Origin of the sequence: Actinotignum inguinis (assembly GCF_051265835.1) — a bacterium.
Taxonomy (GTDB): domain Bacteria; phylum Actinomycetota; class Actinomycetes; order Actinomycetales; family Actinomycetaceae; genus Actinotignum; species Actinotignum timonense.
On the sequence record NZ_JBOZDP010000009.1, the window covers coordinates 48,978 to 72,668 of the forward strand.

At 63.9% G+C, this 23,691-nt stretch carries 18 protein-coding genes and 1 pseudogene; 5 read left to right on the plus strand and 14 right to left on the minus strand.

Annotated features, from left to right (window positions below; genetic code table 11):
* Positions 1–261 precede the first annotated feature (261 nt).
* Complete coding sequence (locus tag ACRQFC_RS05925; RefSeq protein WP_087070559.1) at positions 262–2,937, minus strand: 5'-nucleotidase C-terminal domain-containing protein; 2,676 nt, start codon at positions 2,935–2,937, stop codon at positions 262–264.
* A gap of 104 nt (positions 2,938–3,041) precedes the next feature.
* Positions 3,042–5,108, minus strand: coding sequence for a glutamine--fructose-6-phosphate transaminase (isomerizing) (gene glmS / locus ACRQFC_RS05930; RefSeq protein WP_284883077.1), 2,067 nt, complete (start codon positions 5,106–5,108; stop codon positions 3,042–3,044).
* A gap of 353 nt (positions 5,109–5,461) precedes the next feature.
* Between glmS and ACRQFC_RS05935 the strand changes: the two genes are divergently transcribed.
* Positions 5,462–8,443 carry a LamG-like jellyroll fold domain-containing protein gene (locus tag ACRQFC_RS05935; protein WP_159455008.1) on the plus strand — a complete coding sequence of 994 codons (2,982 nt, stop codon included), beginning with the start codon at positions 5,462–5,464 and terminating at the stop codon, positions 8,441–8,443.
* Between the two features lie 513 nt (positions 8,444–8,956).
* Here the strand turns inward: ACRQFC_RS05935 and ACRQFC_RS05940 are convergent.
* From ACRQFC_RS05940 to ACRQFC_RS05955, 4 genes are all read right to left on the minus strand, one after another.
* Positions 8,957–9,661, minus strand: coding sequence for a hypothetical protein (locus ACRQFC_RS05940; RefSeq protein ID WP_143231862.1), 705 nt, complete (start codon positions 9,659–9,661; stop codon positions 8,957–8,959).
* A 10-nt stretch (positions 9,662–9,671) separates the two neighbouring features.
* Entirely contained in the window at positions 9,672–9,806 is a 135-nt protein-coding gene (locus ACRQFC_RS05945; RefSeq protein ID WP_257960031.1) for a hypothetical protein, read from the minus strand.
* Positions 9,807–10,269: 463 nt separating this feature from the next.
* Positions 10,270–10,566, minus strand: a complete 297-nt coding sequence (groES, locus tag ACRQFC_RS05950; RefSeq protein ID WP_016443059.1) for a co-chaperone GroES — start codon at positions 10,564–10,566, stop codon at positions 10,270–10,272.
* 264 nt (positions 10,567–10,830) lie between these two features.
* Positions 10,831–11,661 carry an aldo/keto reductase gene (locus ACRQFC_RS05955; RefSeq protein WP_087070555.1) on the minus strand — a complete coding sequence of 277 codons (831 nt, stop codon included), beginning with the start codon at positions 11,659–11,661 and terminating at the stop codon, positions 10,831–10,833.
* Positions 11,662–11,753: 92 nt separating this feature from the next.
* Here ACRQFC_RS05955 and ACRQFC_RS05960 point away from each other — a divergent pair, with 92 nt between their 5' ends.
* On the plus strand, positions 11,754–12,995 hold the full coding sequence (locus ACRQFC_RS05960) for a class I SAM-dependent methyltransferase (RefSeq protein WP_087070554.1): 1,242 nt from the start codon (positions 11,754–11,756) through the stop codon (positions 12,993–12,995).
* A 3-nt stretch (positions 12,996–12,998) separates the two neighbouring features.
* Here ACRQFC_RS05960 and tsaD read toward each other — a convergent pair whose 3' ends face one another.
* From tsaD to ACRQFC_RS05975, 3 genes are read right to left on the minus strand one after another with little or no spacing between them, the layout of a single operon-like run.
* Positions 12,999–14,039: a tRNA (adenosine(37)-N6)-threonylcarbamoyltransferase complex transferase subunit TsaD gene (tsaD, locus tag ACRQFC_RS05965; protein ID WP_087071178.1), complete on the minus strand. Its 1,041-nt coding sequence runs from the start codon at positions 14,037–14,039 to the stop codon at positions 12,999–13,001.
* Positions 14,040–14,057: 18 nt separating this feature from the next.
* Positions 14,058–15,284: an AMP-binding protein gene (locus tag ACRQFC_RS05970; RefSeq protein ID WP_284883080.1), complete on the minus strand. Its 1,227-nt coding sequence runs from the start codon at positions 15,282–15,284 to the stop codon at positions 14,058–14,060.
* A 23-nt stretch (positions 15,285–15,307) separates the two neighbouring features.
* Positions 15,308–16,285: a 1,4-dihydroxy-2-naphthoyl-CoA synthase gene (locus ACRQFC_RS05975; protein WP_087070552.1), complete on the minus strand. Its 978-nt coding sequence runs from the start codon at positions 16,283–16,285 to the stop codon at positions 15,308–15,310.
* A gap of 118 nt (positions 16,286–16,403) precedes the next feature.
* Between ACRQFC_RS05975 and ACRQFC_RS05980 the strand changes: the two genes are divergently transcribed.
* Complete coding sequence (locus tag ACRQFC_RS05980) at positions 16,404–17,393, plus strand: o-succinylbenzoate synthase (RefSeq protein ID WP_101595421.1); 990 nt, start codon at positions 16,404–16,406, stop codon at positions 17,391–17,393.
* Positions 17,390–19,177 (plus strand): 2-succinyl-5-enolpyruvyl-6-hydroxy-3-cyclohexene-1-carboxylic-acid synthase, encoded by a 1,788-nt coding sequence (gene menD, locus ACRQFC_RS05985; RefSeq protein WP_244899289.1) that lies wholly within the window; start codon positions 17,390–17,392, stop codon positions 19,175–19,177. The genes ACRQFC_RS05980 and menD overlap by 4 nt, the downstream gene beginning before the upstream one ends.
* A gap of 59 nt (positions 19,178–19,236) precedes the next feature.
* On the opposite strand, the gene ACRQFC_RS05990 is transcribed toward menD, so the two are convergent.
* The 5 genes from ACRQFC_RS05990 to alr form a co-directional block, all read right to left on the minus strand.
* On the minus strand, positions 19,237–20,595 hold the full coding sequence (locus tag ACRQFC_RS05990; RefSeq protein WP_087070550.1) for an isochorismate synthase: 1,359 nt from the start codon (positions 20,593–20,595) through the stop codon (positions 19,237–19,239).
* Between the two features lie 68 nt (positions 20,596–20,663).
* A complete protein-coding gene (locus tag ACRQFC_RS05995) occupies positions 20,664–21,281 on the minus strand; it encodes a GNAT family N-acetyltransferase (RefSeq protein ID WP_087070549.1) in 618 nt (205 codons plus the stop codon).
* 19 nt (positions 21,282–21,300) lie between these two features.
* Entirely contained in the window at positions 21,301–22,017 is a 717-nt protein-coding gene (tsaB, locus tag ACRQFC_RS06000) for a tRNA (adenosine(37)-N6)-threonylcarbamoyltransferase complex dimerization subunit type 1 TsaB (protein WP_087070548.1), read from the minus strand.
* Positions 22,014–22,541, minus strand: coding sequence for a tRNA (adenosine(37)-N6)-threonylcarbamoyltransferase complex ATPase subunit type 1 TsaE (gene tsaE, locus ACRQFC_RS06005; RefSeq protein WP_257960033.1), 528 nt, complete (start codon positions 22,539–22,541; stop codon positions 22,014–22,016). The genes tsaB and tsaE overlap by 4 nt, the downstream gene beginning before the upstream one ends.
* A gap of 50 nt (positions 22,542–22,591) precedes the next feature.
* The gene (alr, locus tag ACRQFC_RS06010; RefSeq protein ID WP_435734653.1) at positions 22,592–23,644 is read right to left on the minus strand and encodes an alanine racemase; all 1,053 of its coding nucleotides are present in this window, start codon (positions 23,642–23,644) and stop codon (positions 22,592–22,594) included.
* Between alr and ACRQFC_RS06015 the strand changes: the two are divergent.
* Positions 23,617–23,691, plus strand: a pseudogene (locus tag ACRQFC_RS06015) (phosphoglyceromutase); the annotation flags it as partial. The gene alr and the pseudogene ACRQFC_RS06015 overlap by 28 nt on opposite strands.

The window sequence follows — 23,691 nt, forward strand, 5'->3', positions numbered from 1 at the left end:
CGCGCCAAGCTGATAACTCCAATGTGGCCGGCACGCGAAAATCGACACAGCTCGCGCGCGCATACCCAACCGGCAGGCACATATACATAAGCCCAGCTCACAGGCCCGTGACTAGCAAGTCACCCGTGTGCAACTAGCCCGCACGCCGCACGGCTCACTCATGAGCACGGCAGCATGCGGGCTAGCGATGCACAGCACTACCGGCAAATATTGCTCAGCGGCGCTGCGCCGGAATTCCTTAGCGAACCCTCCGCAGAATCCTTAGCGGACCCGGTGGACGGCCGGAGTATCGACGCCGTCGCCATTCCAGTCACCCAGGAGGTGCGTATCGGTGTGCTTCCCGAAGGAGTACACCGCGCTGGCCGGCCCGGAGCTCAAGGAGCCGGCAACGTAGTAGGCGTTACCGCGGACCACCACGATGGTGTCCTTCCCGTCCCCATCGGTATCACCGGCAAGGGCAATATCCGAGGCACGGCCGAAGGAGAAGGCGGCACCGGCAGCCCCGCCCAGGGAGTCCTGGACGAAGAAAGTATTGCCGCGCTGGACCGCTACTTCGTCACGGCCATCGCCGTTGAAATCACCAGCCAGGTAGGTATCCCCGTGGCGTCCGAAGGTGAAGACGTGGTCCGCCGCGCCGCCGCGCAGGGAATCCACCGCATAAATGGTGTTTCCGCGCACCACGGCCACGGTGTCCTTACCGTCCCCGTTCCAGTCGCCGACGAGTACCCGGTCACCGGCCTTCCCGAAAGCGAAGACCTCGGTGGCATTCCCGGCAAAGCCGTTGCTCAGGAGGAACTGGTTACCGCGCACGACGCCGAGGCTATCTACGCCATCGCCATCCCAATCCCCGTAAATGAAGCTTTCGCCAGCGCGCCCGTAGGCGGCATCAATGCTGCCAGCACCCGAGTTCCAGTTATTGGTGGCGATGAAGCGGTTACCCGTCGGAGCGCCCGGCTTCGCGGGTTGTTCCGGGGTGGGGTTCGGGGTTCCGGGCTCCGTGGGTTCCGGTTTGCCCGGTTCCGTAGGTTCCGGCTTACCAGGCTTACCCGGCTCCTCGCCCGCACCCGGATCCGGCGTCACCGCTGCGGGAGCAACGGCCACCTGGAAGGACAGATCGGTGGGCCCGGCCACCACCCGCAGCACGGAATCCGCGGGGGCATCGGCAGGCACCGTGACCTTCACGGTGGCACGGCCGGTGTTATCCAGCGAGGGCGTCACGGTGGTATCCAGCGCGCCGCTGCCCACTTCCACCCCGTTGAGGTACACGGTGACTTTCTCACCCTTGGGCTCGGTGGAGGTGTGAGCCAGCGAGGAGAAGCTCAGCTCCGCGCTTTCCCCAGCCTTGAGAGCCTCTTCCCCGGTGATACCCACCGAGGTCTGGTTATAACGCACCTGATAGCCGGGGTTGGCCTTGAGGAAAGCGTTGAACACATCGTTATCGATCAGCCCGGTATCGGCGTAATTGCTACCCTCGCCGAGCACCGTGAAACCGTCACCACCGGCCAGGATGAACTGGTTGGAGGCCACGGTATAGACCTTCTCCCCCGCCCGATCCAGTTTTTCACCGTTGATGTACACGGCCTTGACGCGCTGGCCCGGGGTGGCATCCGCGGCGGCGTCGAAAACGTAATGCATATTGTAGGAAAGCCCGAGGCGCAGCATGGGCCGGGAGGCGCCTTCCTTGTCATTCCACTGCTGTTCGAGCATGGTGTAGATCTGCGCTTCGGTCAGGTCCACAGTGGCGTAGGAATTCCCGAAAGGCTGCACTGTGTAGGACTCTTCCAGGGTGACGATGCCGTCGCCGTTGGGGTCCAGATCCGCGCGAATACCGCCCGGGTTAATAATCCCGAAATCGGCCTTCTTTTCCATGCCCTGGGAGTACTGGTAGAACGCTTCGGCGATCATATTGCCGGCCGAGGATTCGGTCCCGCGATTCGCCCCGGTATCGGTGCCGTTATTGGTGCCGCGGTTCGCGATTCCCTTAATGGTTCCGATCTGCTGGGCGCCCAATTCCTTCGCTTTCGTTTCGGCAGCCTGGTACATCGCCTCAATATCGGCGGACTTGGGGGCCTGGGCATTCTTGTAGTCAATAGCAACGTTGGCGGCGGTGGCGCTCACGAGCTTCTTAGCTGCGGCGTCGTACACAAAAGTGTAACGGCCGTACGTGCGCCCGTATTCGCCCACTTCCAGAACCGGTGCGCCCGAAGGCGTGGTCACGCTATCCACGGTGAGGTGCGTATGACCTGCGACGACGGCGTCCACATCGCTTCCGAGCGTTGCCGCTACCGCATTATTGGCATGCATGAGGGCGACGACGATATCCGCCTCGCCGTTGCTTTCGTCCCCATCCTTGAGCAGGGCAGCCTGCGCATCCACGGCCTTGACGGGATCCTTAATATCCAGGCCGGTGATCGCGGTGGGAGACACCAGGGTATTGAGCTCATCGGTCACGCCGGATACGAAAGCCACCCGTACCCCGCCCACGGTTTTCAAGGCGTAGGGGGTGATCTTTGCAGTGTCGATCCCGCCCACGCTCGCCAGGGTCCACGGGAATTCAGAGGCCGGGACGATGCGGTTTTCGAAATCCTTGACGCCCTGGTCGAATTCGTGATTGCCCGCCCCGGAGAGGTCAAGCTGCATGGCGTTGAGAATATCGAGGGTGGGCTGGTCGTTCGCGATGGAGGACACGTAGGCCGAGCCGCCCACCAGATCGCCGTTCCCCACGAAAATGGTATTCGGGTTGGCCTTGCGCAGCTCATCGATCTGGTAGTCGAGGGCAGCCGCGTTCTCGATATGGCCGTGGAAATCGGAGATCGCCGCGATATCGATAGTGACGTGGTCGGCTGGCGCGGCCTGGGCCGGCGTGGTGAGCACGCCCGCGCCCAGCACCGCGACCGCACCGAAAGCGGTCATGCGCCGCAGGGAAAATATGGTCATGGTGTTCCTTCATCCGAGGGAAATAGGACACCGTCACCATAGGAAGCGCGGGTAAACACCCGGCTAATTGAACGTGACTGGAAAGTGAGCGCGGGGTGGCGCGATTATTCGACCGTCACGGATTTGGCCAGGTTGCGCGGTTTATCAACGTCGTAGCCGCGCACCGCCGCCATCTCCGAGGCGAAAATCTGCAGGGGGATCACGGTGACGAGCGGCATCATGAGGGTGGGCGTGCCGCGGGGTGCCCAGAATACCGAGGTGGCGAAATCGCGCACGGCGTCGTCGCCCTCCTCCGCAACCACAATGGTGCGTGCCCCGCGCGAACGGACCTCTTGCAGATTCGACAGCGTTTTCGCGTGCAGCTCGGGGCGGCGCGGGGTGGGGACGATCACGAAAATCGGCAGGTTGTCGGTCACGAGCGCGATGGGGCCGTGTTTGAGTTCCCCGGCGGCGAAACCTTCGGCGTGCACGTAGGCGATTTCTTTGAGTTTGAGGGCGCCTTCCAGGGCGATGGGGAAACCGACGTGCCGGCCGAGGAAAAGCACCGAGTTTTCGCCCTTGAGTTCGCGGGCCATGGCGCGGATTTGCGGTTCTTGGGCGAGCATTTTTTCCATGCGCGCCGGCATTTTTTCGAGTTCGTCGAGGTAGCCGGTGATTTCGTCGCGGAATTTATTGCCGCGGATTTGGGCCAGGTAGAGCCCGAGCAGGTAGGACGCGGTGATCTGGGCAACGAAGGCCTTCGTGGAAGCCACCGCGATTTCGGGGCCGGCGTGGGTGTAGAGCACCGCGTCGGATTCGCGTGCGATGGTCGAACCGTAGGTATTGACGATGGCGAGGACTTTCGAGCCCTGTTCGCGCGCGTGGCGCACCGCCATAATCGTGTCCATCGTTTCCCCGGATTGCGAAATGGCGACGACGAGCGTCTTCTCCCCCACCACCGGGTCACGGTAACGGAATTCGGAGGCGAGTTCCACCTCCACCGGGATGCGGCACCAATGCTCGATGGCGTAGCGCGCCACCTGCCCGGCGTAGGACGCGGTTCCGGCGGCGATCACGATGATTTTATCGATGGTGCGCAGCACCGCTTCGCTGATGCGCATTTCGTCGAGTTGGAGGGAATCATTGACCACGCGCCCGCGCAGGGTATCGGCGACGGCGCGCGGCTGCTCGTGGATCTCTTTGTCCATGAAGGTGGTGTATCCGCCTTTGACAGCGGCCGAGGCGTCCCAATCCACCGTGAATTCCTTGCCCGCGCGCGGCGAACCGTCGAAGCCGAGGAGCCGCACGGTATCCGCGCTGATTTCCACCACGGTATCCTGCGGGACTTCCAGGGCGCGCTGGGTTTCGGAGATGAAGGCGGCCACGTCGCTACCCAGGTAGTTCTCCCCCTCGCCCAGGCCGATGACCAGCGGGGAGTTCCGCCGGGCCGCCACCACGGTATCGGGGTGATCGCGGTCGATAGCGACGAGCGTGAAGGAGCCGTCAATGATATTCGCGGTGGCGAGCATGGCGCGGAAGAGGGCGGAGCCTGAGCCGGGCTCCGTGGTGGTGGCGGTGCTGGCCGCAGCACCGGCCGCGGCGTCGTCGGAACCGGACTCCGCAACGCTCGCATCAACCGTGGCGCCATCTTGTTCAACCGCAGCATTCGCATCAACCGCGGCGAGCTGCTGGGCGAGGATATGCGCCGCGATTTCCGAATCGGTATCGGAAACGGGCGTAATGCCCGTGGCCGCGAGGCCCTCCGCGAGTTCGCGGTAGTTTTCGATAATGCCGTTGTGGACGATAGCAACCCGGCCATCAAAAGAAACGTGGGGGTGGGCATTGGTATCCGAGGGCGAACCGTGAGTCGCCCAGCGAGTGTGCCCGATAGCCACCTGCGCGGGCGGCAGCGGGGTGTCCTGCAGGGCCTGGCGCAGGTTATCGAGGCGCCCGGCGCGCTTGACCGCACGCAAGCCCTCCGGCCCGGCCACCGCCACCCCGGCCGAGTCATAGCCGCGGTATTCCAGGCGGGCTAGGCCTTCGAGCACCACCTGCAATCCGCGTTGCGTGGCGCCGGTCGAGGCGCCCGTGGTGGCTTCGTTTGTGGCGCTGGTGCCTGCCGTTTCGGCGCCGTTCGTTCTTCTCTGTTCTGCTCGCGAGCGCGGGCCCGCGTACCCAACAATTCCGCACATGGAAGTTAAAGTACTGCGCCGGCGGCTCCGAGAAAAGAGTCAACACCCGCACAGCGCGCACATTTGCGCAGGTCAGACAAATTTCGCTCACGGCCCCCGGGGTCTTTTCGAACGACGACGCAGCTACATGCCTTCCCCGCCACCACACAACCCGAGTGTATTTCACCTCACAAAAAGTTGTCAGACTTTAGGACCAAAAGGCACTTACTCCCGCCCGGCCACGCTCCTAGTATGTTCAGAACAAGAACCGGTGATCTTGTACACGAGCACGGCAACCCCTGGCCTGGGTTGCAGCGGAAGCAATGTCGCGGAAGCTCCGTGCTCAGAACTGTCAAATTCATCGAAAGCGAATAGTGGTGAAACGTTTATACCAATTTATATCTGTTGCCGGTGCGTTACTCCTTACCTTGCCGGGCGGCGGTACCCTCATCGCCCACGCATCACAGGCAGCTACCCCCATTCATAAGTACACCTTCGATACGGATCTCGCGGATTCCGCGGGGCAGCGCAATCCAGATCAGGCACAGGCGCCGCTGGTGGATGGCGTGTCCGGCACTGCCTTGCGGGTGGAGAATGGCCACGGCCTCAGCTTTTCCCAGCCGATATCGATTTCTGAAAATGACCCGTGGTCGGTGAGCTATTGGGTGCGCTCGGATGCAGCACCCCGGGAGCGCACCTCGGTGCTCATGGATAACAAGAAGGATTTTTCTTTCGATCTAAAATTGGCTGCGAACCGCCAGGCTGGATTCCATGTAGGTAAGGGCCGCGGCGATGTGCTGACCTTCAAATACGATTTTTCCGGTGGTACCTGGTATCACCTTGCGTGGACGCAATCGAAAACCGCTGGGATGACGATGTACGTCAATGGCCAGGCTGTTGATAAGAATTCCTGGACGAAGAACCATCGCGTGCTCATCCCCGCGGATGTTATTGGTGGAACTGGTTTCACCGGTGCCATTGACGAACTGGCCGTCTACAACTCCGCGCTGAGCGCTGCTGAGGTGAAAGCTCTCTACGATAAGGAACGGCCGCAGGATTCCGCGCAAGGCAATCCGGACCAGGGAAAGCCGACTCCCGGCCAGCCCGGTCAGCCCGGTCAGCCCGGTCAAGATACCCCCGGCAAGGGCGAGCCCGGCAAAAACGAACCCGCCCAGCCCCAGCTCCCCCTACGCAATACGATCCCGGAATACAAGCTCGATGATGCCAATATCAGCACGGTGATGCGCCAGCCGGGTGGAAATCGCCAGTATTTGGGGCAACCCGATCTGGTGCAAACAAAAACCGGGCGGCTGATTTCCGCGTTCCCGGCCGGGCACGGCAAGGGCCCGCTGGTCATGATGATCTCGGATGATCAGGGGAAAACGTGGACGGAAAAGACCGATACCCCGAAGTCGTGGACGGGTTCGCAGGAAACTCCTACCCTGTATTCCCTCATCCGGGAGGATGGCGCGGAGCGTCTCATGCTTATCACCGCTAATCCGGGGTGGGGTGTTGATAATGCCGGCCACCGTTACGGGTGGAATACCTCCTATTCGGATGACAATGGCGAGACGTGGAGCGAGTACACCAATTTCCACCCGGTGCGTCAGCATGATGGGAAGGATAATGCCGCGATTGTTGCCATGGCTTCCCTGGTGCAATTGCGCGACGACGCCGGCCAGCCAATCCAAAAATGGATGGGTGTCTATCACGATTACGATTTCGTCAATTACAAGACCTACCTCACTTTCGAGGACGGCGTGGAGAAGTGGTCTGATCCGGTTCCCTACCTGGCCGAACACCGCGATATCGAAAAGTCCCATCAAATGTGTGAGATCGGGATGTTCCGTTCTCCGGATGGCAAGCAGATTGTTGGTTTGGCGCGCAGCCAGTCCCATGCACATCTGCCCACGATGATCGTGTCCAAGGATGAAGGCAAGACCTGGTCGAAGCCGGTGGAGCTTCCCGGTTCCCTTGCCGGCGAGCGGCATAAGCCGGCCTATGATCCCGTCTCTGGCCGGGTGGTGGTTCCCATGCGGGAAATCCGCTATGACCTCAATGGCAATGGCCGCCACGATGGTGCCAGTGATTGGAAGGCCGGGAACTGGGTGGCCTGGGTCGGCACCTTCGATGATTTGATGCACCAGCGCCCGGGCCAGTATCGCATCCTGCTGGAGCGGGACTGGTCGAATAATCGTTACGGCGGGGATACCGGGTATACGGGTATCACCGCACTGCCCGATGGCACGTTCATCATGCACTCGTATGGCCACTGGGATAAGGACTTCTCGCATTCCTGGAAGGGAACGGCCGGGCGCGGGTACGATGTGCGCACCGATCTTGCGTATATCAAGCAAGCGAAATTTACCTTGGCCGGCCTTGAGCAATCGGCAGGTATTGCGCAGCAAGATCCAAAACCCACTCCTTCAGTAACGACGACGCCCACCGAGAAACCGGCCCCTTCGCCACAGCCCGTTCCCACGGCCACGCCCACTCCCCCGGTGAAGCCGACGCCAACGACCGAGCCGACGCCTACGGCCGAGCCGACGCCAACAGTAAAGCCAGCGCCTACTGAAAAACCGGATCCGACAGTGCAGCCAACTCCTACGGTGGCCCCAGATCCGACACCGGCGCCTACCCCGAGCACAACTAACGTTCCGGCGAAGCCGGGTAACACCGGCAATACGTTCTATCTATCCAACGATTGGGACTCCATAGCAACCCAACCCGCTTTTTCCTACGGGCGAGCCGGTGACGAAGTCCTGGCCGGGGACTGGAATGGTGATGGTCAGCAAACCTTGGCTGTCCGCCGCGGTAACCAGATCTTCATTCAGAACAGCCTCACCGGTGGAGTGGCCGATGAAGTGATTTCCTTCGGGCGCGCTGATGACACCATCGTGGTTGGTGACTGGGATGGCGACGGTAGGGATACCTTCGCGGTACGCCGCGGCAACCAGGTATTCGTCCTCAACTCGATCCGTTCGGGGGATGCCGACCAGGTATTCAGCTTCGGGCGCGACGGTGATGTGTTGCTCTCCGGTGATTTCGACGGGGATGGCAAGTCCAGCTTCGCTCTCCAGCGTGGGAATGTGTTCTTCGTGAATAACACCCTCGCGGGCGGCAAGGCTGAAACGTCCTTCTCCTACGGCAAGGCCGGTGACCAGATCTTCGTTGGTGATTGGGATGGCGATGGTAAGGATACCTTCGCGGTCCGCCGTGGTAACCAGGTGTTTGTGGCGAACTCGCTCAAGAGCGGGAACGCTGATATCACCTTGCATTATGGCCGGGCTGGTGACCAGATGCTGGTTGGTGACTGGGACGGGGATGGTGTTGATACCCCCATCGTCCGCCGCTAACACAGCACTGTTTGCAACCCGCTAACAAGTAACGCCCGCGGGATCCTGGCCCACCGGCCAGTATCCCGCCCCGGGCAAGCGAAAGGGGAGGCCCCGGAATTTCCGGGCCCTCCCCTTCCTTCATTTCAGCCGGGAAACAAAGTGTGCGCGACAGACAGTTTTCCTCTGTCGTTCTGCCTTGCCGCCGCGTGCTTGCTAAATATCCCCGTACCAGATTACTTATTCTTACCCAAATGCTCGATTCCCTTAGTGATCACAGATGCGACTGCATAGATCCCTAAACATAACATGGCCAAGTAAATCATGTCGGAGTGCCCCATCAGGCTCATAACCGCGAAAATAACGCTGAGCAAGGCGACGATGAGCTCCAAACCGACTAACGCATATTCAACTAGCTGAAGCACTGTTCTTTCACTTCCTCAATCCCAAGCAATTCAGTCCTCAATTCTACCTGTGAAGCACAAGCGCCACCGAAGAGCTGGGAGCCCAGCTACGCCGCAATTAACTGCCGAGCTAACCTCGGTCCTCTTGAGAATGTGGATCTGAGTGCGCATCAGGCTGCTCCGCGCCGTCGGGCTCGGCGCGCGGCGCAATAAAGTTCACGCGATGCGGCCGGAATTCGAAGCCGCCCGGCTTGACCGTAATAATCGGACTGGTGTCCTCCGGTAAGCCGAGCCGCTTGTGGCGCTCGGCCGCTCTGCGCCGAGCTATCTCCCGCCGCTCTATGCGGGTTTCTATAATGAGTTCTTGAAGCGCTTTCTTGGCTTTCAGGGTGGCTTCTCTCTCCTCTGCTATGGTCAAGCCGGATTTCCACTGCCGTATCCCGATCACCTCAATGATCGCGACCGCGGTAGCCAGGCCACCACAGATGAGTGCCTGCCGGGAGTTCCACGTCAGTGCCAGCGTGACAAGAAAATAGACCCCTGCGAAGAACGCAATCCGGCTCAGCGGAGGAAGCCATCCTCCCGGGTGGGGATGATGATACCTTTGCTGTTGCCACAGGTGAGGGATGGTCGAAAGGAATTCAACAGCCACGGTGCTCAGCACCACGATGAGCAGCAGTGCGAAAAAATTCACCTGATGAGGGAGGAACAACCGGCTCAGCGCCAGCGCAATCACAATACCTATTGCGGTCAGCGTGCCAACGATGAGGTGACCGCTCCACGACTGGCGGAAAGGCACCGGCGTCCAATCCGGATCCGGAGAAACACGAACCATGGTTGTCCTTTTAGCCGAAGCATTCGGCTACAACACCCTCTAAACCGAGAAGCACCTCAAGGAAACTAGCACCCTCTTCTCCGATTTCAACGAACGCGCGCTTGTCGAAAATAGCTTCCCAAATTCCTGAAATCGATCCGTACATTCGCCCTCGTTCATTCCCTGTATTCCTTTCGTTGCACCACCGTCTTTGGTGGCGAATTGCCCAGCCCGGAAACGCGGGCGGAGATCTCCATTCAGATACGCCTCCAGTTAACCAGTTATTTCTAGTACCACAACACCGTCATTTGTCGGTATTTCACACTGACGTTCGTCGGTAGAAAAGCATCGTTTCAAGACAGTAGGTTATTGGTACCGCCCAGTTTTCAGTCTTCCCCTGGGTATGAGACCTGTTCCCGATGGCGATCACGATCTGTGGAAATGCCTGTAACCAGAGGTGGCGCACCGGGTTGTGGCAGAGCCGCCGAACGCAAGGTTATGCAAAAACGTGGTGGGGCCGGCCCAAACGAGCCAGCCCCACCACGTACTACGCTGCCGCCGAATCGCGGCGCTACTAGCTACCGCAAAAACGGCGCTGCCTAGCGCTATCTAGCGCTGCCTAGGTGATGTTACTTTTCCACCACGGCGAGCACGTCACGCGCGGAGAGGATGATGAATTCATCCCCGCCGTACTTGACTTCGGTGCCACCGTAGCGGGAGTACACCACAACATCCCCCACTTTGACATCCATGGGAACGCGGTTGCCCTTGTCATCAATACGGCCCGGGCCCACCGCCAGAACGGTGCCCTCCTGGGGCTTTTCCGAAGCGGTATCGGGAACGATCAGACCGGAAGCGGTGGTCGTTTCTGCTTCAGCTTGACGGATAACAACGCGATCCTCAAGCGGCTTAATGGAGACCGACATGCGGCTCCTCCTTACTTCTCAACTCGTGCACTACAAACGCGCTCAGAACCGGGACCCGCCGTCGCGGGGGCCGGGCCCGCACTAAGCACAAGCCGTAGCATGAACTACGTCCGCTATTAAAGGTAAGCCGCACTTAGCACTCAGTCAAGGTGAGTGCTAAGGATTTGCGAAAAGCGAAGTTTCTCGCACGGCGCGCGCTCGTCCGCAGGGCTCCGGGCACTCACACCTACCGCGCCACACCCACGCTCGCGCCGTTTCGCGCGCCTAGTTCACCTCATCGGGATGGGAGCTCACCCGCCCGGCTTCCCCGGCATCCAGCCCGGCAATCGCCTGCATTTCCGCGGCGCTGAGCTCGAAATCGAAGAGGTCGATATTCTCCTCCATACGCGCCCGGTGCGTGGTTTTCGGGAAAACAATATGCCCGCTTTGCAGATGCCAGCGCAACGTGACCTGCGCGGCGGTTTTCCCGTGCGCGCGGGCCGCGGCCGCAATCGGCTCCAGTTCATCAAGCCCGTACTTAGACTGCCCCAGCGGCCCCCACGCCTCGATCTTGATATCGCGCGCGGCGCAATACTGGGAAACTTCGCGTTGCTGGAAACGCGGGTGCAGCTCAACTTGGTTCACGGCCGGTACGACGCCGCCATCAGCCACGATGCGATTGAGATGCGCAGGTTGGAAATTGGATACACCCACCGAACGGACCAACCCGGCCTCCCGGAAGCTCACCAGGTCCTTCCACGCCTCCCCGTACAGCCCCTGCTGCGGTGCCGGCCAGTGAATGAGATACAGATCCACGTAATCAAGCCCCAGTTTCTCCAGGGATTGCGCCAGCGCGGCCGGGGCATCGGCCTGCCGGTCATTCCACAGTTTCGTGGTGATAAAAAGTTCCTCGCGCGGGATACCGGAGGCCGCAATCGCGCGCCCCACCTCGGCTTCGTTGCCGTAAATGGCTGCGGTGTCAATATGCCGATAGCCGGTGGCCAGCGCCTCGCTCACCACGCGCTCTGCCTCCTGCGGCTCCACCAGGAAAACGCCGAAGCCGAGCTGCGGGATGGTGTGCCCGTCGTTCAATGTCAATGTCGGAATATTAGCCATATCACATAGTGTGCCAGGCGCGGGCAGCTCGCGCCAGGCACTCCCCCAGACGCGTTAGGCCCCGCCCGCCCGGGCACGCTAGGCTTGGAAGCGTGGAACAGCTCGACGTCGCCCACTGGCTCACCTCCCCCGCCGGGCAAGCCCTCCTCGCCACCATGCCGGCCCATAACGTGGCCGATGCTTTCAAACTCTCCACCGAACTGCGCGAACGCGGCCTCACCCCCGAGCAAAGCTCCGCTCTGCTCACCCAGACCCGCCTGCGCGATGCCGCCCGCGCCAAATTCGGCGAGCGCGCCACCCGCATGTTCTTCACCGACGCCGGCCTCCAGCAATCCACCCGCGCCAGCGTGGCCCGCCAGCACGCCTCGGTCTTCCAACGTGCCGGCGTGCGCGAAGTGCTCGATTTCGGCTGCGGGATCGGGGCGGATTCCCAGGCCTTCACCGACGCCGGCCTGACCGCCCTGGGAGTGGAGCGTGACCCGGTTACCGCTCATTTCGCGCAGGCTAATGCCGGTTGCGCCGTCGTACCAACAGACGGATACGCCCTGCTCGGTAGCTATGAGAGCCGCGAGGGGCTGTGGCTCGACCCGGCGCGGCGCGATGCGCGGGGCAAGCGGATTTCGCATCCCGAGCACTGGCAGCCGGCGCTCAGCGATGCCATTGCGCTGGCGCGCGAATTCCGGGTGACCGGGATTAAGCTCGGGCCCGGGATTCGCTGGGCGGATTTGCCCGCCGATGCCTTCGTCGATTGGGTGAGCGTGGACGGGGACCTCGTGGAGGCGGTGGCGTGGTTTGGGACGCGCGATCCGGGGCGCGGCGCCACGATCCTCACCGAAAAGCCCCGGCGCGAGGAGGGCGACGACGCCGCCACTTCCGCCACCGGGAACTTGGTCGGCTACTATCGCACCTGGCGCGGGGATCCGAGCCAGTCCGCCGCTTCCCTGCCGGCCCGGCCCCTGGATGCGTACCTGTACGAACCGGATCCGGCGCTTATGCGCGCGGGCGGCCTCGACCAGGTGTGTAGCGATTTTGATTTGGCTCCGATTTCGCCCGGGCTGGCGTATTTAAGCGGCGACGCCGTCGCCTCCCCGCTCCTCGCCCGTTTCAAAATACTGGATGTGCTCCCGCTGCACGCCAAAACCGTGGCTGCCGAGCTGCGCAAACGCGGCGTCGTGCGGGCCGAAATCAAAAAACGCGGAACCGATATTGACCCGGCGCTCTTCCGCAAACAACTCAAGTTGCACAAGAACGCCGGGGACGGCGCCGCCACCGTGATCCTCACCCGGATCCTCGGCGAGCACCGCGCTATCGTCGCCGAACGCGAAGGGTGGTAGGCGCTAGAACGCTACCAGATCGAGGGGCATATTCGTGTCCACCGTTATATCGAGGGGCGACGGCGCCCGCCCGCTGACCGCCACGCTGTACCCGAGGGCAGCAATCATGGCGCCATTATCGGTGCAGTAGCGCAGCGCTGGGATGCGCACGTTGATCCCGCGTTCGGCTCCGCGCTGGGCGGCCAGTTCCCGCAGCCGGGAATTCGCGGAGAATCCCCCGCCCACCACCAGGGTGTCACAGCCCTTATCTTCGCAGGCCCGCAGGGCTTTATCCGTGAGGGTATCGGTAATAGCTTCGGTGAATCCGGCGGCAATATCGGGAACATTGACTTCTTCGCCGCGTTCTTCCAGGCCCTCAATATAGCGGGCCACAGCGGTTTTCAGGCCGGAGAAGGAGAAATCGTAGCGGTGGCGTGCCTTATTTTTCCCGCCTTCCAGGCCGCGCGGGAAGCGAATGGCATCCCGGTTGCCGGTCCTGGAGAGGCGGTCAATATGCGGGCCGCCCGGGTAGGGCAGGCCGAGGAGGCGCCCCACTTTATCGAAGGCTTCACCGGCGGCATCATCCAGGGTGCCGCCCAGCTCCGTCACATCCCCGGCAATATCGCGCACGTGCAGAATCGAGGAATGACCCCCGGAAACCACCAGTCCGATAAAGCTCTCCGGGAAGGGCCCGCTGGCCAGCTGATCCACCGCCAGGTGCCCAATAATATGATTAACGCCGTAGAGCGGAATACCCAGCGCCAAGGCCAGGGATTTCGCCGCGGAAACCCCAACGGTCAGCGAACCGATGAGCCCCGGGCCTGCGGTTACCGCAATCGCATCCAAATCGCCCAGCCCCACGCCGGCCTTCTCCAGGGCCGCGTTCAGGGTGGGGACCATTTGCTGGAGGTGAGCACGCGAGGCAATCTCCGGGATAATGCCGCCGTAGCGGGCGTATTCATCCATAGACGTGGCGGTTACATCCGCCAGCAGCTCGCCGTCGCGTACGATCCCGATCCCCGTTTCATCACACGAGGTTTCGATTCCCAAAACTGTTGTACTCACGCCCGGCAATCTTACTCCTCACTTTTCCCATGTGGGAGTGCGCAGCATCTCCAGCGCGCGCAGGCGATCCACTTTCCCGGAGGCCAGCATGGGGATAGCTGCTTGCACCACCCGGCGCGGCGCGGCGGCCTTCCCCATCCGCACGCGCACGTACTCACGTACCTCCTCCGCGCGCTGCGCGAAAGGGAACTCTGCTTCCAGAATTACTCCCACGATCTGCCCCCAGCGCTCATCCACCACCGGAAGAACTTCCGCGCGCCGCACCCCCGGGAAACTGCACAGCACCTCGCTGACCTGCCGGGCATGCACCTTCACCCCGCCGGAAATGATCACGTCATCCAGGCGCCCCGCGACCTGCACTCTCCCCTCAATAACGCTCCCGGCATCATTCGTCACGTGCCAGCGCCGGCCGCCACTCGTTATAAAAGCCGCAGATTCTGGTTCGTCCAAATACCCTGCGGCCAGCATCGGCCCGGATAATTGCAGCCGCCCGGAGGGCGCGGCCACCTGCACCCCGGGCAGCGGGATACCGTTATAAACGCAGCCGCCCGCGGTTTCCGTCATGCCGTAGGTGGTCACCACCGGGAGCCCCAATGCTCGGGCACGGGTGATGAGCGACGGCGCAGCCGCCGCCCCGCCCACCAATATGGCACGCAAGTTCCTCAAGGCCGTGGTGCCCGCCTGGCCGGATTCCACAATATCGGAGAGCTGGGTGGGAACCACGGATAGGAAGCCGCCCTCCGGCATATCCACCATATCCACGCCGCCATGATCGCGTAGCGATAGCCCGGGTGGGAGCTCCACCGGATAGCTACCGGCCACGCAGGAGCGTGCCACTACCTGGAACCCGGCCACGTGATGCGCGGGGAGGGCCAGCACCCAGCGGCCCCGGCCCCCGAAGAATTCCGCGGTGGCAGCTTCCGAAGCGAGGAAAGCCCGGGCGGAAAGCCCGACCAGGTGCCCCTTCCCCGTGGTGGAACCGGAGGTTTGCAAAATAAAATCAATATCCGGCCGCCAGCGGATCCGCCCCGCCACCGCCGCCGCATCGGCCGCTGCATCCGCGGCCGTAGTCGCATCAACCGCCGAATCCGCCGCTGCATCGGCCGCCGAAGAAGCCAGCGGCATGAGCGGGCGGTGGCTACCGGGTGCTTCCAGCCGCGCCGCTATCGCATCGTATAGCGCGCGTATACCGCTCCGGGAAGGAACAATGAACTCAATATCCTCCGGGCTCAGAACACTGGACATGCGCGAACCTCAACCCGCCTGTTTTAGAAGTAGCGCGGGTAGGGATCCCAATTGGGGCTGCGATGCTCGAGGAAGGCATCCCGGCCTTCCTGGGCTTCCGGCGTCATATAGGCCAAACGGGTGGCTTCACCAGCGAATACCTGCTGGCCGGCGATACCGTCGTCGACCATATTAAAAGCAAATTTGAGCATACGGATGCTTTGCGGTGATTTCGTGGCAATAATACGCGCGTACTCGAGAGCGGTTTCTTCCACCTGCGCGTGCGCCACCGCTTCGTTAATAACACCCCAGGCCGCGGCCTGGTCCGCGCTGTATTCGCGGGCGAGGAAGAAAATCTCGCGAGCGCGCTTGTCACCGGCCTGGCGGGCCAGCAGGGCGCTGCCGTATCCGGCGTCGAAGGAACCCACATTGGCGTCGATCTGCTTGAAGCGGGCGTGTTCGCGGGAGGCGACCGCCAGATCGCAGACCACCATGAGGGAGTGCCCGCCGCCGGTCACCCACCCGGTGAGCGCCGCGATCACCGGTTTCGGGGTGGTGCGGATAAGGCGCTGGAGTTCGAGCACGTGCATGCGGCTGGCTTGGGCGTGGTCGATTTGGGCGCGGCGCTGAGCCACCCCGGCGCTAGAATCCGCGCCGGCCGTTTCGTACTGGTAGCCGTCTGCCCCGCGCACCCGCTGGTCGCCGCCCGAGCAGAAAGCGTAGCCGCCATCGCGCGGGGAGGGACCGTTCCCGGTGAGGATAATGGCGGCCACATCGGAACTCATGCGCGCGTGGTCGAATGCCCGATAGAGTTCGTCCACGGTGAGCGGGCGGAAAGCGTTACGCACATCGGGGCGGTCAAAGGCGATGCGCACCACCGGGAGGTCCTCGCCCGCGGGTCGGCCATCCACCTCCCCGCGGGAAATACCACGATGGTAGGTAATATCTTCAAACTCGAAACCGGGGACCGTGCGCCAGCGCGCGGGATCGAATGTATCTGAAACCGAAGGAAGCATACTCATGGGGGACAGTTTAGCCGGCAGGCGCTAGTATGGGGTCTGTTTCACACTCTCGGCGGCGCGGAGCCACGGCCTAGCGGCCCGGGCCCGCGTGCCGTACCGCGTACTTGTCAACGAGGCCATGCTTACTGAATTAGTCAATCCTTTCCCCGAACTGTCCCGGGTGCTCGCCTATTCGATTCCGCTCAAGCGCCGCTTCCGGGGGATTACCGTGCGGGAGGGACTGCTCCTGGAGGGCCCGGCCGGTTGGGGTGAGGCAGCTCCGTTTTGGGATTATGACCCGCGGGAATCAGCCCCGTGGCTGCGCGCCGGAATCGAGGCGGCCACCCGGCCCTTTCCGCGTCCGCTGCGCAGCCATATCCCCGTGAATGTGACGATCCCGGTCACCACGCCTGCGGATGCAGCCCGGCTGGTTCGCGACGCGGCCGGCTGCACCACCGCGAAAGTGAAAGTTGCCGATCCGCGCTCGACCCTACGCGAGGATTGCGAGCGGGTGGCCGCGGTGGCGGCGGCGCTCGGGCCGGCCGGGAGGGTACGCGTGGATGCGAACGCGGCCTGGGATACCGATACCGCTATCCGGGCCATCACCGAGCTTGACGCGGCGGCCCGCGCGGGCGGGCTGGCCGGGCTGGAATACGTGGAGCAGCCCTGCAAAAAGATCGCGGAGCTGGCCCGGGTGCGCTCCCGGGTTGCCCCCAAAATTGCCGCGGATGAATCGATTCGCCGCGCCAGCGACCCGCTGGCGGTGGCTCGCGCGGGAGCTGCCGATATTGCGGTTATTAAAGTGGCGCCCCTGGGAGGAATCCCGCGCGCGCTCGATGTTGCCCGCGAGTGCGGATTGGACGTGGTGCTTTCTTCCGCCCTGGAGACCTCGGTGGGGATCGCGGCCGGGCTGGCCGCGGCAGCCGCGGTGGATCGCCTCCCCTACGCCTGCGGTTTGGCAACCGTTCAGCTCCTGAGCGCCGATATTGCGAGCGAAGCGAAGCTGCCCCGCGCGGGCATGATTGAATGCGGGAGGGCCGCCGTGGATACCTCGCAGCTCAGTGCGGCACCGGATTTGGTGGCGCGCTGGCAGCGGCGCCTGAGCGAGATGATGGAGTGGTACTCATGAGCATGATGAACGACGACGCAACCCGCGCCGCGGCCCCGCGCACGCTACCGTCAGCCGCCACCGCACCGGCCGCACCGGACCGGGCCGCGCCCGCGGACCCGACCGCCACGCACGCCCGCGATATTATCGGGGCGCTGATCGGTTGCGGGGTGCGCCATATGGTCATCTGCCCCGGTTCGCGCAATGCGCCCCTCACCTACGCGGCAGCTGCAGCGGCGCGCGCCGGCCTGATCACCACCCACGTGCGAGTCGATGAGCGCAGCGCTGGCTTCTTCGCCCTCGGGCTGGCCCGCGGTGAGGTGCTCGCCGCAGAGCCCCTCCCGGTTGCTGTGATCACCACGTCCGGCACCGCCGTCGCCAATCTTCACCCGGCCCTCGCGGAAGCCGATGCCACCGGAATCCCCCTCCTCGCCGTGACCGCGGACCGCCCCGCCTACCTGCGCGGCACCGGAGCGAATCAAACCACCCAGCAGGCCGGAATGTTCGCCACCGTGGTGCGCGCCCAGCTGGATATTCCGGCCTTCGGGGAGGACGGCGCGGTGGTCGCGAACCAGGTGTGGCGCGCGGTCGCCCGGGCGCTCGGCGAGGGCGGGCGCCCCGGCCCCGCACATCTCAATATTTGTTTGGATGGCAATCTTGCCGCGCTTCCCGCTCCCCCGCGGGTATGGCCCGCGCCCCGCCGGATCGCCGCGCCGGCCCCTATGGGTACGGCGGGCACGCCCTGGCCGGAAGTGCTGGACCGGGAGCTCGGCACCGTTATTGTGGCCGGGGATGCTACCGGCAGCGGGGCGGGAATCGTGGCGCTCGCGGGGGCGCTGGGCTGGCCGCTGCTGGCTGAGCCGAGTAGCCCGGCGGCTTACGGGCCCGCGCTCAGCCACTATGTTTATTACCTCACGCACATGCAGGGTATTGAGCAGGTGCTCCTGTGCGGGCATCCCACCCTCTCGCGCCCCGTCACCCAGCTCCTCAAACGCGCCGATATTAATATTGTGGCGGTGGCTGATCGCAGCGGTTACTATTTCGATCCTTTCGGAACGGTTCGCGCCGTGCTACCGGCACTGCCGCCCGCACCTGAAACTACGGGTACGATTCCACCGTTGTGGCGCGCAGCGGAGGAACGGAGCGCCACGATGATAAGCCGACGGCGCAGCCTAGCCGCCCGCACCCCCGGCGCACCTTTCGATCCCCTGCATATTGCCTGCACTATCTGGGATAGTCACAGCGAGCATCCCGAGAGTGCCCCGCTGCTCTTCGTGGGGGCTTCGGCTTCTATCCGGATCCTCGACCGCGCGGCACGCACCCCGGCCCGCCCGCTCCGCGTTCTCAGTAACCGCGGACTGGCGGGGATTGACGGCACCATCAGTTGCGCGCGCGGTCTGGCCACCGCCACCGGGGAACCGGTGCGGGTGCTGCTGGGCGATCTCACCTTCCTCCACGATATGGGCGGCTTGCTCCGCGGGAGCCACGAGCCGGAGGTGGATCTGCAAGTCATTGTCCTCAACGATGCGGGCGGTTCAATTTTCGCTGGCCTGGAGCACGGCGAGCCGCAGCACGCGCAGGATTTCGGGCGTTATTTTGCGACGCCGCAGCGCTGTGACATCGAGTACCTTGCCTACGGTATGGGAGCTGATTATCTGGAGGTGCGCAGCCTTGACCAGCTCGATGATCTCCTGGCGCGCCCGATCCGCGGGGTGTCGGTGGTTGAGGTGCGTACCGATATTCCGGATCTGCGCGCTCGCGATGCGCAGGTGCAAGCGGAAATTAGTGCTGCCCTAGGTGCATAACTCACGCGATGCACGCGCGAAGCACCGCATGAGCTAAGTGCGCCGGCGTGGTGCGGGGCTTAGCGGCTTTCCGCCACCGCGCTCAGCATAGGGAGCATTTTCGCTTCGGTTTCCGCGAATTCTGCCTCCGGGATAGATTGCGGCATAATCCCGCCTCCCGCGTACAGAGTGATGAAGTTTCCGGTGATGTGGCCCCCGCGCAGCGCGATCCCGAATTCGCCGTTGCCGGCCGCGTCCACCCAGCCGACCGGACCGGCATACCGCCCGCGGTCCATATGTTCCACATCGGTGAGAATATCGCGGGCCAGAGCGGTGGGCTGGCCGCACACCGCCGCGGTGGGATGCAAAGCGTAGGCCAGGCCCAGTGCGGAATGCTCGCTGCGCCCACGCACATCGGTCGCTAAATGGCACACGTTCGGGAGCCGGAGCAGCTCCGGTTGCTCGGGAATATCCAGCGAGCTCGCCACGGGAGTAAGCGCGCTGCGCACCGATTCCACCGCGATCTCATGTTCGCGGCGGTCTTTTTCCGAGGCGAGGAGCACCTCCCCCTCATCCGCTGTGGCTGTTCCCGCGAGCACCCGGCAGGAAAACTCCCCCGCCCGGGTGCCAACCAAAAGTTCGGGGGTGGCGCCCACCAGGCCGCGCACCGCGTATATCCAGCAGCTCGGATAGGAACGCGCCAGGTGAGCGCACAGCAGGCGCGGATCGAAATCCCGTTGCGCCCGCAGTTTTTTATCCCGGGCCAGCACAACTTTGTCCGCTTGGCCCGCGCGGAGCATATCGCGCACCGTGGCCACCGCCGTGCACCATTCACTTTCGCTCAGGCTCCCGCCTTCCGAGTGCGTGGCCCCGCAGCCGGGAATGCTCGCTAATGCGGCGCGGCCCGCCGCGCACACCGCCGCCCCGTCCAGGGAGTCCAGGCGCCGAGCCAGCTCCCCGCAATCCACCCCGATCACCCAACTGGCTTCCTTGGTGATCACCAGGAGAGTTTCCGGGATCAGGAGCATTCCGCCCCGGAGAAACCCGAAAGATCCGAAGGCGAGCGGGAGGGCGCAGGGCAGCTCTGCGTCGTCGTACTTCTGCGTATTCTTGTGCCCGGTTCGCGCGGTTCGCGCGTTGTGCCCGTTTCGCTCGGTTTGCCCGGTTTGCCCACTGCGCCGTGCCGCGGCGCTCAGCTGCGCCCAGCGCGCGGCCGCGCGTTCGAGAGTATCCGGGGCCTCGCTTTCTACCGCTACGTATTCGCCCCAGCCGAGGAGCGCCAGGTGCGGGCCGACCCACGCGCTGATATTCGGGGAGGGGGCGAAGCCGAAAAGTTCCGGGCAGATCGGGAGGGGCTGGCGCAGCCGGTGGACCTCAAAGTTTGCATAATCCACAGCATCCGCGCTACCCGTCATATTCGCGCCGCTGCATTCCGCCATCCCCGTTTCCTTTCCGCTTTCACTACGCTGTGCCGGCGGATTCTCCCGCGAGCCCGCAAAGGGATAGTTTAGGCCGAAGCGGCGGCTAATGAACAGCGCATAATCGTGGCGTCGCGCCCGTGATAGTAGCCAGGGCGCCGCCCCACCGCGGTAAAGCCGCGCGAGGCGTAGAGTCCGGTGGCAATCGGGTCGTCCGAGCGGACCTCCAGGAACATGGTTTCCCCGCCCGCGTCGCGCGCCAGGGTCATGAGGTCGTCAAGAAGCGCACCGCCCAGGCCCTGCCCGCGCACCGCCTGCGCCACCGCGAGAGTGAGGATTTCGGCTTCCACTCCCAGGCTCACCCCGCCGGCCGCCAGGATGGGCGGGTGAAGATCGTCAAGCGCATTAATGGAAGGAGCGTTTGGTGTGGCGGCACCGGGCACGGCCGCAGTGGCGCCGTGCTCTACCGAATTTGCGGCAGTGCCCGGGAACACCGCAGCTTCGCCCCGCTCCATCACTTCCCGCGGAGGTTCCACCGTGTAGAGCAGGTAGGCTTCGCTACTGGCCCGCAGCGCCTGCTCCCAGGCCCCGCGCGGCCAGGCTTCCCGCGCGCCAAATTGGGCGGCGTCGAAACGGGCCAGGTCACGCGCCCAGGACGGATCAGCTACCACGCGCCGCATCGGCACATCGCGCCAGTGCCGCGGCATCTCACTCCCCACCACGCGCCTAGCTGCCGAGGTAACCGCTGCCCGCCGGCTGGGCCACGCCCTGCGCGATATCGGGGCGGCGCAAATATTGCGGCTCGGTATCGAGCGCCTCGCCCGCCGCCAACTTCGCGCCCGCGCGCGCCACCATGAGCTCCGGTTCGCATTCCACCACGCGCGCCCCGCTCAGTTCCGGATACATATCCCCATGGGATACGACGACGCTGGTATGTTCGCCGCGCAGCGCAGGTACCTCGGCCGGGCGGATAATGCGGGGGCCATCCGTGACGGTGAGTTCGCCGCGCGCCGCGCTCTGGGCAGCCGGTGCTACTTCTGCGCTCAGCACATACAGTTCCTTACGCCGGGCATCGATAACCGCGAGCGCGCGGGTAGCTCCCTCGCGCAGCGTGCCCAGGGCCCGCACTTCCAGGGAGGAAACGCCGTAGAGGGGCACATCCCAGGCGAAAGCGAGGGTGCGGGCGGTCACCAAGCCGGCACGCAGCCCGGTAAAGGCCCCGGGCCCGGTTCCCGCCACGATGGCATCGGCGCGTTCCACCCCGGCTGCTTCCAGGACTGCCTTGACCATCGGGGTGAGAGTTTCAGCGTGGTGGCGCGAATCCGGGGACACCTCGCGGGCCAGAGTGGCGATCTGCCCGGCGGCGCCGTCGTTCCCAAAATGTTCCACGCGGACCAGGCCCACCACGGATAGGTCGCTGGTATCAATGGTCAAAATATTCATGAAGCATTCTCCTGGTGGTACGAGGCGAGCAGGTCGGCGGCGAGCTGGCGCGAACGCGGGCCGGAAGCGCGCAGGCTGAGGGTGCGGGGCGAATCGACGTACAGGTCGAGCACATCGCTGCCGGCCGCGGCGCCGACGGGCCGTTCAATATCAATATCGAGGCGGTCATTGGTGAGGACCTCGGTTTTGCCTTCGCCCCATTCCACCACGGTGGCGGATTCTTCCAGGGAGGAATCCAGGTCCAGGGCGTCCAGTTCTTCCAGGGAGGTGAGGCGGTAGGCGTCCACGTGGACGAGGTCGGGGCCGCCGGCCCGCGAGCGGTGCACATTGGCGATCACGAACGTCGGGGAGGTGACGCGCCCGCCCACGTTCATGCCTTCCGCGATTCCGCGGGTCATTGTGGTTTTTCCGGCGCCCAGCGGCCCGTTGAGCATGATGAGGTCGCCGCCGCGCAGGAGCTTTCCGAGGGCGCAGCCAACGGCGTGCATCGCCTCGGCGTCCTCAATAAGGATCTTCTCAGTCACCGTGCTATTCTACGTCGCTTCGCGGGCGCGGGCGTAGGGCGTGCGGGTGCCTACTTCACGTACAAGCGCGGGACCCGGGCGGCCACGCGGGTAATAATCTCATAAGAAATCGTGCCGCTGGCCAGTGCCCATTGCGCGGCGCTCACTTCCCCGCGGGCCGGGTCGCCGAAGAGCACCACGGGGGTGCCGGCCGGCAGCGGCCCATCCAGGCGCACCACAAACTGATCCATGCACACCCGCCCGGTGATGGGCGCGCGCTGAGCGGCCGGCCCCTCCCCGACCGTCACATAGCCCTTATTGGACAGCGCCCGCGGAACCCCATCGGCATATCCGAGCGGTACGACGCCGAGCACGGCCCCGTCCTCAACAACGGCCGTGTGCCCGTAAGAAACGCCGGCGCGGTGGGAAAGCTGGCGGGTGGTGAGAAGCTCGGATTCCAGGCGCATGGCGGGGCGCAGGCCCAGGTCGGAGGCGAGGGTGCGGCGCGGTTCGGGGCTGAGCCCGTAGAGGATAATGCCGGGGCGCACCATATCGTAGCGGGCTCCCGGGTGCCAGAGCACCCCGCTGGAGGCGGAAAGGTGGGCCAGGCGCGGGGTGAGGCTGGCGCGGGTGGCGAGGCGGCGGGCTTCGTCGAAAACGGCGATTTGGCTGGTGGTGGCATCGCTATCCGGGTCATCCGCGCAGGCCAGGTGGCTCCAGATGCCAACGACTTCGAGGCGCCCGGCCTGTTGGTGTGTGGCGAGGAGTTGTGCGGCCGCGGGGATATCTTCCAGGTTGAAGCCCTCGCGGGTCATGCCGCTATCCACGCTCAGGTGAACCCGGGCGGTGTGGCCGGTAGCCTGAGCGGCCCGCGCCACCGCCTCAATCATCCAGGTATCCCCCACCGAGAGTTCAATCCCCGCTTCGAGTGCTGGGGCGAGATCACTATCGGGGGTGTAAATCCAGGAGAACACCGGGGGCAGGGCCGGGTGGCCGGCTAGTGCTTCACCTTCGGTAGGCTGCTCCCCCCATTCCCGGACCAGCGCGAGCGCTTCGGCAACTTGGGCAACCCCCAGGTAGTCCGCTCCCGCGCGCGCCGCCGGCCATTGAGCTCGGTTCGGAATGGTCGCAGGATCAGGATCCCCGCTACGCCGGTGAGCCGATCCCGCGC

What these genes read in the sequence shown, in the direction of transcription:
- ACRQFC_RS05990 (WP_087070550.1), bottom strand. Translation starts at nt 20,595, where the DNA reads ATGGCGGAATGCAGCGGCGCGAATATGACGGGTAGCGCGGATGCTGTG.
- ACRQFC_RS05975 (WP_087070552.1), bottom strand. Translation starts at nt 16,285, where the DNA reads ATGAGTATGCTTCCTTCGGTTTCAGATACATTCGATCCCGCGCGCTGG.
- ACRQFC_RS05980 (WP_101595421.1), top strand. Translation starts at nt 16,404, where the DNA reads ATGCTTACTGAATTAGTCAATCCTTTCCCCGAACTGTCCCGGGTGCTC.
- groES (WP_016443059.1), bottom strand. Translation starts at nt 10,566, where the DNA reads ATGTCGGTCTCCATTAAGCCGCTTGAGGATCGCGTTGTTATCCGTCAA.
- ACRQFC_RS05945 (WP_257960031.1), bottom strand. Translation starts at nt 9,806, where the DNA reads ATGTACGGATCGATTTCAGGAATTTGGGAAGCTATTTTCGACAAGCGC.
- ACRQFC_RS05925 (WP_087070559.1), bottom strand. Translation starts at nt 2,937, where the DNA reads ATGACCATATTTTCCCTGCGGCGCATGACCGCTTTCGGTGCGGTCGCG.
- tsaB (WP_087070548.1), bottom strand. Translation starts at nt 22,017, where the DNA reads ATGAATATTTTGACCATTGATACCAGCGACCTATCCGTGGTGGGCCTG.
- ACRQFC_RS05995 (WP_087070549.1), bottom strand. Translation starts at nt 21,281, where the DNA reads ATGCCGCGGCACTGGCGCGATGTGCCGATGCGGCGCGTGGTAGCTGAT.
- ACRQFC_RS05940 (WP_143231862.1), bottom strand. Translation starts at nt 9,661, where the DNA reads ATGGTTCGTGTTTCTCCGGATCCGGATTGGACGCCGGTGCCTTTCCGC.
- glmS (WP_284883077.1), bottom strand. Translation starts at nt 5,108, where the DNA reads ATGTGCGGAATTGTTGGGTACGCGGGCCCGCGCTCGCGAGCAGAACAG.
- ACRQFC_RS05970 (WP_284883080.1), bottom strand. Translation starts at nt 15,284, where the DNA reads ATGTCCAGTGTTCTGAGCCCGGAGGATATTGAGTTCATTGTTCCTTCC.
- ACRQFC_RS05955 (WP_087070555.1), bottom strand. Translation starts at nt 11,661, where the DNA reads ATGGCTAATATTCCGACATTGACATTGAACGACGGGCACACCATCCCG.
- menD (WP_244899289.1), top strand. Translation starts at nt 17,390, where the DNA reads ATGAGCATGATGAACGACGACGCAACCCGCGCCGCGGCCCCGCGCACG.